The organism is Streptomyces sp. NPDC026522 (assembly GCF_055567555.1).
Map to the genome: position 1 here is coordinate 1,288 of NZ_JBVHQF010000016.1, position 12,669 is coordinate 13,956.

Below are 12,669 nucleotides of genomic sequence, written 5' to 3' on the forward strand. Positions count from 1 at the left end.
GTGGTGGGGACCGTCCCAGCTACCCGCGTCGTGACGACCGGGGTGACCGCCCCTCCGGTGGTGGTTTCCAGCGTCGTGATGACCGTGGTGGGGACCGTCCGAGCTACCCGCGTCGTGACGACCGGGGTGACCGTCCCACTGGTGGTGGTTTCCAGCGCCGCGATGACCGCGGTGGCGACCGCCCCAGCTACCCGCGTCGTGATGACGACCGGGGTGGGCGTCCCAGCTACCCGCGTCGTGACGACCGGGGTGACCGTCCCACTGGTGGTGGTTTCCAGCGGCGTGACGACCGTGGTGGGGACCGTCCCAGCTACCCCCGTCGCGACGACCGGGGTGACCGCGGCGGTGACCGTGGTGGGTTCCGTGGCGGCCGTGATGACCGCGGTGGCTACCGCGGCCGTGATGACCGTGGCGGCGACCGCGACTTCCGTGCCGACCGCGACCGCGACCCGGTCAAGCGGCTTCCGATCGACGAGGACATCACCGGTCACGAGATCGACGCCGACGTGCGTCAGGAGCTCCTGAGCCTGCCCAAGGGCCTGGCCGAGGAGGTCTCGCGCAACCTGGTGATGGTGGCCCGGCTGATCGACGAGGACCCCGAGCAGGCGTACGCGTACGCCCGGATCGCCCTGCGGCTCGCCTCCCGCGTCGCCGCCGTCCGCGAGGCCGCCGGTTTCGCCGCGTACGCCACGCAGAAGTACAGCGAGGCGCTCGCGGAGTTCCGCGCCGCCAAGCGCATGACCGGTTCCGTGGAGCTGTGGCCCGTCATGGCCGACTGCGAGCGCGGCCTCGGCCGTCCGGAGCGGGCGCTGGCGATGGCCGGCGAGCCCGAGGTGCAGAAGCTGGACAAGGCCGGTCAGGTCGAGATGCGGCTCGTGGCCGCCGGTGCCCGGCGGGACATGGGCGAGCTGGACGCCGCCATCGTGACCCTGCAGAGCCCGGAGCTGGCTTCGAACTCCGTGCAGCCGTGGACCGCGCGGCTGCGGTACGCCTACGCCGACGCCCTGCTGGCGGCCGGTCGTGAGGACGAGGCGCGCGAGTGGTTCGCCAAGACCGCCGAGGCCGACAAGGACCAGGCGACGGACGCCTCCGACCGGCTCGCCGAGCTCGACGGGGTCGAGTTCGTGGACGCCGCCGTGCCGGACGACGAGGACGACGACCTCGAAGGCCTCGAAGACGTTGACGACGCCGACGGCGTCGACGACATCGAAGAGGACGAGGACGACGCCGAGGTGGCGGCCGCGGAGCGTGCCGCCGACCAGGCCGAGTACTACGACGAGGACGACGAGGAGTACGAGCCCCTCGACGCCCCCGCCGGCGACGCGGAGCGGGCCGAGGGCCGCGACAAGGCCTGACGGCTGAACTGAAAGGGCGGTACCCCCTTCCCGGGGGTACCGCCCTTTCGCATGTCCGCAGTCGGCCGGCGCGGGTCAGTCCAGGCTGCGCAGCACCAGGCCGGTGGCCGGCTTGGGGCCGAAGGACGTGGACTTGCGGGGCATGGTGACGCCCTGGCGGGCCAGGTCCCGGACCACGTCCTCCCGTACGGGGTGCAGCAGCACCGCCGTGCCGCCGTGCCGTTCGGCCATCTCGACGGTGGCGGCGGCGTCGTGGATGTACGAGATGTGCTCCGGCTCGTCGGGGATCCGCCACAGGGTGTCGAGGAGAGCGGCGTGCAGCACCGTCGCGTCCAGCCGGCGCCAGGCCTCGGGGCGGTCGTGGCGGACGGTGCGCTCGATGAGGGCCGGGTCCGGGTCGGTGACCAGGTGGAAGGTGCCGTCGCCGGTGAGCAGGAAGGCGTTGCCGCGTTCCGAGGCGTCGGCGAGCGCCTCCAGGGCGAGCGGGAGCGGGCCCTCGACGGGGCGGATGCGGAACGATCCGTCGAGCGCGGCCAGCGCCTGCGGCTTCGGCAGCCGGCGCAGCATCCGGTGGATGGCGCGGACCTGGAGCGGGTAGCGGGCGGTGTCCACGAGCAGTACGAGGCCGAAGTCCCAGGCGGTGGGAGAGGGGTGCTCCTGCTGGAGGCGCAGGTACGTCGCCCAGCGGTGGTGCCCGTCGGCGATGAGCGCCTGGCGGTGGCCGAGGTCGGCGGTGACGGCGGCCAGGTCGGCGGGGTCGGTGATGGCCCACAGGCTGTGCCGGAACCCGTCCTCGGTGACGGTGGAGAGCAGCGGCTCCCGCTGCGCGGTCCGTTCGATGACCGCGGCCGCGCCCGTGGCGGGGTCGCCGCCGCGGTAGGTGAGGAGGAGCGGTTCGAGGTTCGCGGAGGTGGCGCGCATCAGGCCGGCGCGGTCGGTGACCACGTGCGGCATGACGTCCTCGTGGGGCAGCACGATCCCGTCCTCGGCGGTGGTCAGGGCCAGGGCGCCGATGACGCCGCGCTGGAGCACGCCGGGCTTGCGCTGCTCGTACACGTACAGGGCGGGCTCGGGGTCGGCGCTGAGGACGCCCTCGGCGAGCCAGTGGCGCATGGTGCGCGCGGCCTGTTCGTTGCGGGCGGCGGGGGTGTCGGCCTGGGGGAGGATCAGGCGGACGATGTTGTGCGGGTCGGCGGATTCGAGGTAGTCGACTCCGTCGGGTCGTACGACCACGTCGTAGGGCGGTGAGGTGACGGCGGCCAGGCTGCCGACGCGTTCGGGGTCATAGCGCAGTCCGTGGAAGGGGATCAGGCGCAGTCCTCGGTCCGCGTTACCAGGTGTGGTCATTGGTGCATGGTAAGACGCGTCTCACGGTGCGGGATGATCGGGGGAGTGACTGAGCAGGGCAGCTACGGACAGAATCGATCGAAGATCGAGTGGACGAGGGAGCGGACACGATGACCCGGCAGAGCAGGACCAGTCCCGCGGGCAGTGAGCGGAGTCTGCACCAGGCGTACGACACGGCCCTGCTGGACCTGGACGGGGTGGTGTACGCGGGCGGCCGGGCCATCGCGCACGCGGTGGAGTCGCTCGGGACGGCCCGGGTGCAGGGCATGCACCTGGCGTACGTCACCAACAACGCGCTGCGGACCCCGGACGCGGTCGCGGAGCACCTGTGCGAGCTGGGGATCCCGACGGAGGCGGCCGAGGTGATCACCTCGGCGCAGGCGGTGGCCCGGCTGATCGCCGATCAGGTGGCGCCGGGTTCGAAGGTGCTGGTGATCGGCGGGGACGGGTTGCGGGTCGCGCTGCGGGAGCGCGGGCTGGTGCCGGTGGAGTCGGCCGACGAGGAGGACCTGGCGGCGGTCGTGCAGGGGTACGGCGGCCCGGACCTGGCGTGGGGGCGGTTCGCGGAGGCTTCGTACGCGGTCAACCGCGGGGTGCCCTGGTACGCGTCGAACACGGACCTGACGATTCCGGGGGCGCGCGGGATCGCGCCGGGCAACGGGGCCGCCGTGGAGGTGGTACGGATCGCCACGGGCGCGGAGCCGCAGGTGGCGGGCAAGCCGCTGCCCCCGATGCACCGGGAGACGGTGTTGCGGACCGGGGCGCGGCGGCCGCTGGTGGTCGGGGACCGGCTGGACACGGACATCGAGGGCGCGTTCAACGGGGAGGTGGACTCGCTGCTGGTGCTGACCGGGGTGACGGACGCGGCGCAGCTGCTGCGGGCCGAGCCGAAGCACCGGCCGACGTACGTGGACCGGGACCTGCGCGGGCTGCTGACCGGGCAGCCGGAGGTCGTGGCGGCCGGGGAGGGGTTCCGCTGCGGTGCGTGGACGGCGGTCGCGCTGGACGGCGTACTCACCCTGCGCGGGGAGGACGGTGACCCGCTGGACGGGCTGCGGGCGCTCTGCGCGGCGGCCTGGACGTCGGCCGGGGAGGGCTCCGCGGGGCTGGAGGCGGGGAAGGCGCTGGCGCGGCTGGGGCTGTAGTCCGAGGCCGGGGGATCTCGACTGGGGCAGGGTAGGCTAACCTAACTTCCGTGTTGGTCGAGAGTCCCCCCGAACCGAGCGCCGCGCCCGTCGCCGCCTCCCGCGCCCGCCACGGCGCCCGCGCGGCAGGCCTGTTGGCCGCCCTCGCGGCACTGGCGCTGGTCGCGGTGGCGAGCATCGCCGTCGGCGCCAAGCAGATGCCCCTCGATCAGGTCTGGCACGGCCTGTTCCACTACGCGGGGACCCCGGGTGATGTGGTGGTGCGCGACCTGCGGGTCCCGCGGACCCTCCTCGGGGTGCTGGTGGGCCTCGCCCTCGGCCTGTCCGGCGCGGTGATGCAGGCGCTGACCCGCAACCCGCTCGCCGAGCCCGGCATCCTCGGCGTCAACGCGGGCGCCGCGGCCGCCGTCGTCTCGGCGATCAGCTTCTTCGGGGCCTCCTCGCTCAGCGAGTTCGTGTGGTGGGCCTTCCTCGGAGCGGCCGTCGTCTCGGTCGTCGTCTACGTGCTCGGCGGCAGCCGCAGCGCGACGCCGGTGCGCCTCGCGCTCGCCGGTACGGCGGCCAGCGCGGCCCTGGTCGGCTACATCAACGCCGTGCAGCTGATGGACAGCAAGGCCCTGGACAAGCTCCGCTTCTGGACGGTCGGTTCGCTGGCCTCGGCCACCATGGACACCGTCCGCCAGGTCGCCCCCTTCCTGGTGGCCGGGGCGGTGCTGGCGCTCTCGCTCGGCCGGCCGCTCAACGCCATGGCCATGGGCGACGACACCGCCCGGGCGCTCGGCGCGAACCTGACGCGGACCCGGATCGTCGCGATGACCGCCCTCACCCTGCTGGTCGGGGCGGCGACCGCCGCCTGCGGGCCGATCCTCTTCATCGGGCTGATGATCCCGCACCTGGTGCGCCTCATCACCGGCCCGGACATGCGCTGGGTGCTCGCCTACTCCGCGGTGCTGTCCCCCGTACTGCTGCTGGGCACCGACGTCATCGGACGGGTCGTCACCCGCCCCGCCGAGCTGCAGGTCGGCATCGTCACCGCGCTCGTCGGCGGCCCGGTCTTCATCTACCTCGTCCGGCGCAAGAGGATGGCCCAGCTGTGACGCGGAATACGGCGGCGGAGCCGCGGAAGTCCACCCGGAGCCGGTCGCGGGTGCTGCGCGGACCCGGCGGGACGGCGCTGCGCGTGCAGCCGCGGGCCCTGGCGGCCGGGCTGCTGCTGGCGGCCGTGGCGCTGGTCATGGCGGTCGTGCTGACCGGCACCGGCGACTTCGAGATCGCGCCCTTGGACGTGGTGCGGACCCTGCTGGGCGCGGGCAGCCCCGCCGACGACTTCATCGTCAACGACCTGCGGCTGCCGCGGGTGCTGGTCGCGCTGCTCGTCGGGGCCTCGCTCGGGATGGCCGGTGCCGTCTTCCAGTCCGTGTCCCGCAACCCGCTGGGCTCCCCGGACCTGCTCGGCTTCGGTTACGGATCGGCGGTCGGCGCGCTCACCGTCATCATCGTCTTCCACGGCGGCTCCACCGAGGTGGCGCTGGGCGCGGTGGCCGGCGGGCTGCTGACGGGCGCCGCCGTGTACCTCCTCGCGTACAAGCAGGGCATCCACGGCTACCGGCTCGTGCTCGTCGGGATCGGCGCCTGCGCGATGCTCGTCGCCGTCATCCAGTACCTGCTGACCAAGGCCAAACTCGTCGACGCGACCCGCGCGCTGGTCTGGCTGACCGGCTCGCTGGCGGGCCGGGACTGGTCACAGGTGTGGCCGCTGCTGGCGACCTGCGCGGTGGTGTTCCCGCTCGTCCTCGGGCAGGGCAGGGCGCTGCGGATGATGGAGATGGGCGACGACGCCGCGTACGCCCTGGGCGTCAGGGTGGAACGGACCCGGCTGCTCCTGATGGCGGCGGCGATCGTACTGACCACGGCGGCCGCCGCCGCGGCCGGGCCGATCAGCTTCGTCGCGCTGGCCGCACCCCAGCTGGCCCGGCGCCTGACCCGTTCGTCCGGGCCGAACCTGCTCACCGGCGCCCTGATGGGGGCCGTGGTGCTGCTGGTGTCGGACTGGGCCTCGCAGCGGGCCTTCGGGGCGGACCAGCTGCCGGTGGGCGTGGTGACCGGGCTGGTCGGCGGTGTCTACCTGCTCTGGCTGCTCGTCACCGAGCGCAAGGCGGGACGTATATGAGCGACGTGAGGAGTGGGCAAGTGCAGCAGCGGCTGACCGCGCGGAACGTGACCCTCGGCTACGACCAGCGGGTCATCGCCGAGGACCTCTCGGTGGAGATCCCCGACAACTCCTTCACGGTGATCGTCGGCCCGAACGCCTGCGGCAAGTCCACGCTGCTGCGCGCCCTGGCGCGGATGCTGAAACCGTCGGCCGGGCAGGTCCTGCTGGACGGCCAGGCCATCGCGTCGCTGCCGGCGAAGAAGCTGGCCAAGACGCTGGGGCTGCTCCCGCAGTCCTCGATCGCGCCCGACGGCATCACCGTCGCCGACCTCGTCTCGCGCGGCCGCTACCCGCACCAGGGGCTGCTGCGGCAGTGGTCGCAGCAGGACGAGCGGGTCGTCGCCGAGTCGATGGCCGCGACCGGTGTCGCCGAGCTGGCCGGCCGGGCCGTGGACGAGCTGTCCGGCGGGCAGCGCCAGCGGGTGTGGATCGCGATGGCGCTGGCCCAGCAGACCCCGCTGCTGCTGCTGGACGAGCCGACCACCTACCTGGACATCCAGCACCAGCTCGACGTCCTCGACCTGTGCGCCGAGCTGCACGAGAACCAGGGCCGGACGCTGGTCGCGGTACTGCACGACCTCAACCACGCCGCCCGCTACGCCACGCACCTCATCGCGCTGCGCGCCGGGGTGGTCGTGGCCGAGGGGCCGCCCGCCGAGGTGGTCACCGCCGAGCTGGTGGCGGAGGTGTTCGGGCTGCGCTGCCGGATCATCGAGGACCCGGAGACCGGTACGCCGCTGGTGGTCCCGGCCGCCCGCACGGCGCGGACGCGGCTGCCCGCCTGAACCGGCCCGCGGGGCCGGACCGGGCTGCGGGGCCGGACCGGGCTGCGCGGGTCAGAGCAGGCTCTTGAGGCGGAGCAGGTCGCGCAGGCCCGCCTCCAGCCTGACCCGGCCCGAGGCCCAGGCGCGGGCGAAGTTCAGCTCGCCCGCCACCAGCGCGAGCAGGTCGTCGCCCGTCATCGCGAGCCGGATCTGGGCCTTGGCGGCGGGCGGCCCGGGTGTGCAGGCGTCGACCCGGATCCGGCCCCCGTCGAGCCGGCCGGAGAACGTCCGGTCCAGGTCGGTGATGTGGCAGCTGAGGGAACGGTCGAGCGCGACCGCGCCGCGCACGTCGCCCTGGGCCCGGGTCAGGTTGTCTGAGAGTCGGTCGAGTGCTGCGCGGCACTCCTCGGTGGTAGCCATCGTGATCACGACCGTACCGCAGAGCCGTACGTGGTCGCGGCGCGCTTCGCGGTAGCGTCAGGGGCATGACCGACGAAGCACCGGAAGCCGCCGCGGACGTAGCCGGGGCCCCGGCCGAGCCCGCCGGACCCGCGCCGCTGGGCGTCGTACGCACGCCCACCGGCCACGCCGGGGTGGACGGTCCGCTGGAGCGGCTGGCGGCCGTCGACCACCTCACGGCGGACGGACACGTCGAGGTGTACGAGGATGTGCACAGGGGGTTGCGCGACGCGCTGGACGCGCTGGACGCACCGCCCGTCCCCGGACCGTACGAAAACAGGAGCTGAACCGAACGTGGCAGGAGTGGCACGCCGCCGCCTGGACGCCGAACTGGTACGCCGCAGCATGGCCCGCTCGCGGGAGCACGCGGCCCAGCTGATCGCCGCGGGCCGGGTGACCGTGGGCGGCACCACCGCCACCAAGGCGGCCACCCAGGTCGAGACCAGCGCGGCCCTCGTCGTCCTCAAGGACGACAGCGACCCCGACTACGTCTCGCGCGGCGGCCACAAACTGGCGGGCGCCCTCGCCGCCTTCCAGCCGCTGGGCCTGGTGGTCGAAGGCCGCCGGGCGCTGGACGCCGGCGCCTCCACCGGCGGTTTCACCGACGTGCTGCTGCGCGCCGGGGTCGCCCACGTCATGGCCGTCGACGTCGGCTACGGGCAGCTCGCCTGGTCGCTGCAGAGCGACGAGCGGGTCACCGTCAAGGACCGCACCAACGTCCGCGAGCTGACCGTCGAGCTGCTCGACGGCGCTGCGGTGGACCTCGTCGTCGGGGACCTGTCCTTCATCTCCATCGGCCTGGTGCTGCCCGCGCTCGTCCGGTGCTGCGCGCCCGGCGCGGACCTGGTGCTGATGGTCAAGCCGCAGTTCGAGGTCGGCAAGGACCGGCTGGGCAGCGGCGGAGTGGTGCGCAGCCCCGAGCTGCGCGCGGAGGCCGTACGGGACGTCGCGGCGCAGGCCTGGAAGCTGGGGCTGGGGGTGCTCGGGGTGACCGCGAGCCCGCTGCCCGGGCCGTCGGGCAACGTCGAGTACTTTCTGTGGCTGCGGGCGGGGGCACCGGCACTCGACCCGGGGGATGTCGATCGTGCAGTGGCGGAGGGGCCGCAGTGACCGATGCAGCGGGAACGTCAGAAGCGGGAACGTCAGGAGCGGGAACGTCAGCGGGCGGGGCGGATCCGACGCGGGAACGGACCGTCTTCCTCGTCGCGCACACCGGGCGGCCGGCGGCCATCCGCAGTGCCGAGCTGGTGGTGCAGGGGCTGCTGAAGTCGGGGCTGGGGGTGCGGGTCCTCGCGGACGAGGCGGTGGACCTGCCGCTGCCGCCCGAGGTGGAGCTGGTGGCGGAAGGCACGCCCGGCGCCCTGGAGGGGTGTGAGCTGCTCATCGTGCTCGGCGGCGACGGGACCCTGCTGCGGGGCGCGGAGTTCGCGCGCGGCTCCGGGGTGCCGATGCTCGGCGTCAACCTGGGGCGGGTGGGGTTCCTCGCCGAGGCCGAGCGGGACGACCTGGACAAGGTCGTGGACCGGGTGGTGACCTGCGCGTACGAGGTCGAGGAGCGGATGACCATCGACGTGCTCGTGCGGACCAACGGTGACGTGGTCCACCGGGACTGGGCGCTGAACGAGGCCGCCGTGCAGAAGGTGTCCCCGGAGCGGATGCTGGAGGTGGTCCTGGAGATCGACGGGCGTCCGGTGTCCGGCTTCGGCTGCGACGGGATCGTCTGCGCGACGCCGACGGGCTCGACGGCGTACGCCTTCTCGGCGGGCGGGCCGGTGGTCTGGCCGGAGGTGGAGGCACTGCTGATGGTGCCGATCAGCGCGCACGCGCTGTTCGCGAAGCCGCTGGTGACCTCGCCGGACTCGGTGCTGGCGGTGGAGGTGCAGACCGGGACCCCGCACGGGGTCCTGTGGTGTGACGGACGGCGCACGCTGGAGCTGCCGTCCGGGGCCCGGGTGGAGGTCCGGCGCGGGACGGTGCCCGTGCGGCTCGCCCGGCTGCACCACGCGTCCTTCACCGACCGGCTGGTGGCGAAGTTCGCCCTGCCCGTCTCGGGCTGGCGCGGGGCGCCGCATTAGCGCGCTATTAGCACATCCGTTCGGGGAACTCCCGGAGGGTGACGTCGCATGGCACCGCTGAAACCTCGGTATCGTCGTCCCGTGCTTGAGGAGATGCGGATACGGTCGCTCGGGGTCATCGACGACGCGGTGGTCGAGCTGTCGCCCGGTTTCACCGCGGTGACCGGCGAGACCGGCGCGGGCAAGACGATGGTCGTCACCAGCCTCGGGCTGCTGCTCGGCGGTCGCGCCGACCCGGCCCTGGTACGGATCGGCGCCAAGGCGGCCGTGGTCGAGGGACGCGTCGTGCTGCCGCCGGGCGCCTCCGCCGCCCTGCGGGCCGAGGAGGCCGGAGCCGAACTCGACGACGGCGCCCTGCTGATCAGCCGGACCGTCTCCGCCGAGGGCCGCTCGCGGGCCCACGTCGGCGGCCGCTCCGTACCCGTCGGCCTGCTCGCCGAACTCGCCGACGACCTGGTCGCCGTCCACGGACAGACCGACCAGCAGGGACTGCTGCGCCCGGCCCGGCAGCGCCAGGCCCTCGACCGGTACGCCGGGGACGCGGTCGCCGTCCCGCTGGAGAAGTACACCGGCGCCTACCGGCGGTTGCGCGCGGTGGCCGCCGAGCTGGAGGAGATCACCACCCGGGCCCGGGAGCGCGCCCAGGAGGCGGACCTGCTGCGCTTCGGCCTGGACGAGATCGCGGCCGTCGAGCCGCTGCCCGGCGAGGACGCCGAACTGGCCGCGGAGGCCGAGCGGCTGGGCCACGCCGAATCCCTCGCCTCGGCGGCGCAGGCCGCGCACGCCGCCCTCGCGGGCAACCCCGAGGACCCCGAGGGCATCGACGCCAACACGCTCGTCGCGGGCGCGCACCGGGCGCTGGAGTCCGTACGGGCCCACGACCCGGCGCTGGGCGGGCTCGCCGAACGCATCGGGGAGCTGGGCATCCTGCTGGCCGACGTGGCCGGGGAGCTCGCCGGATACGCCGACGACCTCGACGCCGACCCGCTGCGACTGGCCGCGGTGGAGGAACGCCGGGCGGCCCTCACCCAGCTCACCCGCAAGTACGGGGACTCCGTCGACTCCGTCCTCCAGTGGGCCCAGCAGGGCTCCGCGCGGCTGCTGGAACTGGACGGCGACGACGAGCGGATCGCGGAGCTGACCGCCGAGCGGGACGGGCTGCGGACCGAGCTCTCCCAGCTGGCCCAGGCGTTGACGGACGCCCGGGTGGAGGCCGCCGCGCGGTTCGCCTCCGACGTCACCGCCGAGCTGGCCTCGCTGGCGATGCCGCACGCCCGGGTCACCTTCGACATCCGCCAGACCGAGGACCCCGAGGGGGTGGAGGTCGACGGCCGGCCCGTCGCGTACGGTCCCGCGGGCGCCGACGAGGTGGAGCTGCTGCTGGCCCCGCACCCGGGCGCGCAGCCAAGGCCGATCGCCAAGGGCGCCTCGGGCGGTGAGCTGTCGCGGGTCATGCTGGCCGTGGAGGTCGTCTTCGCCGGGTCCGACCCGGTGCCGACGTACCTCTTCGACGAGGTCGACGCGGGCGTGGGCGGCAAGGCGGCCGTGGAGGTCGGGCGGCGGCTGGCGAAACTGGCCCGCTCGGCGCAGGTCGTCGTGGTCACCCACCTGCCGCAGGTGGCGGCCTTCGCGGACCGGCAGCTGCTGGTGGAGAAGACCGTCGACGGATCGGTGACGCGCAGCGGGGTCACCGTGCTGGAGGGCGAGGACCGGATCCGCGAACTGTCGCGGATGCTGGCCGGCCAGGAGGACTCGCACGCGGCCCGCGCACACGCCGAGGAACTGCTGGCGGCGGCCCGCGCGGACGGCTAGGGGGTGGCCCGGGCCGCGCGGGCGTAGCCCGTGTGGGTGAGGCTGGGGGGCGCACGGTGGTGTCTCCCGCCGGATCCGCACCCGTATGGTCCCGGAACGCGCGTGCGGACTGGCATTCTGGGCGACGTCTCTGACTCCCTCACCCTGGAGCTTCGGCCCGTGAGCAGCTCCCCGGTTCCGCCTCCCGCCCCCGCGCAGCCGTACGGGCGGGAACCGCTGCGTACCGTCCAGGTCCTCGGCGGCGCGGGGGCGGGGAGCTGCGCGCACGTGCGCTCCCTCGCGACGGGGCTCGCCGCCAGGGGCGTACGGGTGACCGTGTGCGCCCCCGTGGAGGCGGAGGGCACGTACGACTTCACCGGCGCGGGGGCCGAGTTCACGCCCGACGCGGCGGCCGCCCTGCGCGCCGCCTGCGCGGGGGCCGACCTGGTGCACGCCCACGGGCTGCGGGCCGGGATGCGGGCCGCGCTGGCGCTGCGCGGGGACCGGCGCGGGCGGCGGGTACCGCTGGTGGTGACCTGGCACGGCGGCGCCCCGGAGGCGGCGGGCGCGCTCGGGCGCATGGGCCGGCTGCTGGAACGGCACGTGGCGCGGGCGGCGTCGGTGGTGCTCGGGGCCTCCCCGGACCAGGTCGACCTGGCCCGGCTGCGCGGGGCGCGGGACGCCCGGCTGGCGGCGGTCGCCGTACCGGTGGCGGCGGTGCCGGAGCCGGCGGAGTCGGAGAAGGTACGGGCGGAACTGGGCGCGGTGGAGCGGCCGCTGCTGATCGCGGTCGGCAGCCTGGTGGCGCGGCGCGGGTACGGGCTGCTCCTGGAGGCGGCGCGGGAATGGCGGACGCTGGACCCGGTACCGCTGCTGGTGATCGCGGGGGAGGGGCCGCTACGGGCGGAGCTGACCCGGCGCATCGAGGCGGAGGGCCTTCCGGTGCGGCTGCTGGGGCGGCGCCGGGACGCGGACCGGCTGCTGGCGGCGGCGGACGTGGCGGTGCTGCCGAGCCGCTGGGAGGGCCGGTCGCTGCTGGCCCAGGAGGCCCTGCGGGCCGGGGTGGCGCTGGTGGCCACACGGGTCGGGGGAGTCCCGGAACTGGTGGGCGACGCGGCGGTGCTGGTGCCGTACGGGGACGCGGCGGCGCTGGCGGCCGCGGTGACGGCCCTCCTCGCCGACCCGGCCCGCCGGGCCCGGCTGGCCGCGGCGGGGCCGGTGCAGGCGGCGACGTGGCCGTCGGAGGACGAGACGGTGGCGCAGGTCCTGTCGGTCTACGACGAACTGATGGACCGCCGGCGGGCCTAGCCGGCCGCTGCCGGCGCCCTGTGGGTCCTGTGGGTCCTGTGGGTCCTGTGGGTCCTGTGGGTCCTGTGGGTCCTGTCCCTGGGCTCCGCCCGGACCCGCGCCTCAAACGCCGGCGAGGCTGATTTTTCAGCCCCGCCGGCGTTTGAGGCGCGGGGTCTGGGGCGGAGCCCCAGGACGACGGCGCGCACCGGCGCCCCCGGCGGAGTCCCGCCC

Annotated in this window: 12 protein-coding genes and 1 pseudogene; 10 read left to right on the forward strand and 3 right to left on the reverse strand. The window is 74.6% G+C overall.

The window, feature by feature from the left end; genetic code table 11:
- Positions 1–491: pseudogene (locus tag ACZ4M3_RS32100) on the reverse strand (hypothetical protein); the annotation flags it as partial.
- Positions 492–506: 15 nt separating this feature from the next.
- Between ACZ4M3_RS32100 and ACZ4M3_RS32105 the strand changes: the two are divergent.
- Positions 507–1,355 (forward strand): tetratricopeptide repeat protein, encoded by an 849-nt coding sequence (locus tag ACZ4M3_RS32105; protein ID WP_467738634.1) that lies wholly within the window; start codon positions 507–509, stop codon positions 1,353–1,355.
- A gap of 75 nt (positions 1,356–1,430) precedes the next feature.
- On the opposite strand, the gene ACZ4M3_RS32110 is transcribed toward ACZ4M3_RS32105, so the two are convergent.
- On the reverse strand, positions 1,431–2,702 hold the full coding sequence (locus ACZ4M3_RS32110; RefSeq protein WP_467738636.1) for a DUF1015 family protein: 1,272 nt from the start codon (positions 2,700–2,702) through the stop codon (positions 1,431–1,433).
- Between the two features lie 110 nt (positions 2,703–2,812).
- On the opposite strand from ACZ4M3_RS32110, the gene ACZ4M3_RS32115 reads away from it, so the two are divergent.
- Genes ACZ4M3_RS32115 through ACZ4M3_RS32130 form a run of 4 tightly spaced genes read left to right on the forward strand, consistent with a single transcriptional unit; the run spans position 2,813 to position 6,844 of the window.
- A complete protein-coding gene (locus ACZ4M3_RS32115) occupies positions 2,813–3,847 on the forward strand; it encodes an HAD hydrolase-like protein (protein ID WP_467738638.1) in 1,035 nt (344 codons plus the stop codon).
- 50 nt (positions 3,848–3,897) lie between these two features.
- On the forward strand, positions 3,898–4,944 hold the full coding sequence (locus ACZ4M3_RS32120) for a FecCD family ABC transporter permease (RefSeq protein ID WP_467738640.1): 1,047 nt from the start codon (positions 3,898–3,900) through the stop codon (positions 4,942–4,944).
- Positions 4,941–6,017 carry a FecCD family ABC transporter permease gene (locus ACZ4M3_RS32125; protein WP_467738642.1) on the forward strand — a complete coding sequence of 359 codons (1,077 nt, stop codon included), beginning with the start codon at positions 4,941–4,943 and terminating at the stop codon, positions 6,015–6,017. The genes ACZ4M3_RS32120 and ACZ4M3_RS32125 overlap by 4 nt, the downstream gene beginning before the upstream one ends.
- Positions 6,014–6,844 (forward strand): ABC transporter ATP-binding protein, encoded by an 831-nt coding sequence (locus tag ACZ4M3_RS32130; RefSeq protein ID WP_467738644.1) that lies wholly within the window; start codon positions 6,014–6,016, stop codon positions 6,842–6,844. Before ACZ4M3_RS32125 ends, ACZ4M3_RS32130 begins: the two co-directional genes overlap by 4 nt.
- Positions 6,845–6,895: 51 nt before the next feature.
- Here ACZ4M3_RS32130 and ACZ4M3_RS32135 read toward each other — a convergent pair whose 3' ends face one another.
- Positions 6,896–7,243, reverse strand: coding sequence for an SCP2 sterol-binding domain-containing protein (locus tag ACZ4M3_RS32135; RefSeq protein WP_467738846.1), 348 nt, complete (start codon positions 7,241–7,243; stop codon positions 6,896–6,898).
- 65 nt (positions 7,244–7,308) lie between these two features.
- Here ACZ4M3_RS32135 and ACZ4M3_RS32140 point away from each other — a divergent pair, with 65 nt between their 5' ends.
- The 5 genes from ACZ4M3_RS32140 (at position 7,309) to ACZ4M3_RS32160 (ending at position 12,456) form a co-directional block, all read left to right on the forward strand.
- Positions 7,309–7,569 (forward strand): hypothetical protein, encoded by a 261-nt coding sequence (locus ACZ4M3_RS32140; protein WP_467738646.1) that lies wholly within the window; start codon positions 7,309–7,311, stop codon positions 7,567–7,569.
- A 7-nt stretch (positions 7,570–7,576) separates the two neighbouring features.
- The gene (locus ACZ4M3_RS32145; protein WP_467738648.1) at positions 7,577–8,392 is read left to right on the forward strand and encodes a TlyA family RNA methyltransferase; all 816 of its coding nucleotides are present in this window, start codon (positions 7,577–7,579) and stop codon (positions 8,390–8,392) included.
- Positions 8,389–9,357, forward strand: a complete 969-nt coding sequence (locus ACZ4M3_RS32150; protein WP_467738650.1) for an NAD kinase — start codon at positions 8,389–8,391, stop codon at positions 9,355–9,357. The genes ACZ4M3_RS32145 and ACZ4M3_RS32150 overlap by 4 nt, the downstream gene beginning before the upstream one ends.
- Positions 9,358–9,450: 93 nt before the next feature.
- Positions 9,451–11,169 carry a DNA repair protein RecN gene (gene recN / locus ACZ4M3_RS32155; protein WP_467738848.1) on the forward strand — a complete coding sequence of 573 codons (1,719 nt, stop codon included), beginning with the start codon at positions 9,451–9,453 and terminating at the stop codon, positions 11,167–11,169.
- A gap of 159 nt (positions 11,170–11,328) precedes the next feature.
- Positions 11,329–12,456, forward strand: a complete 1,128-nt coding sequence (locus tag ACZ4M3_RS32160) for a glycosyltransferase family 4 protein (RefSeq protein ID WP_467738651.1) — start codon at positions 11,329–11,331, stop codon at positions 12,454–12,456.
- Positions 12,457–12,669 lie beyond the last annotated feature (213 nt).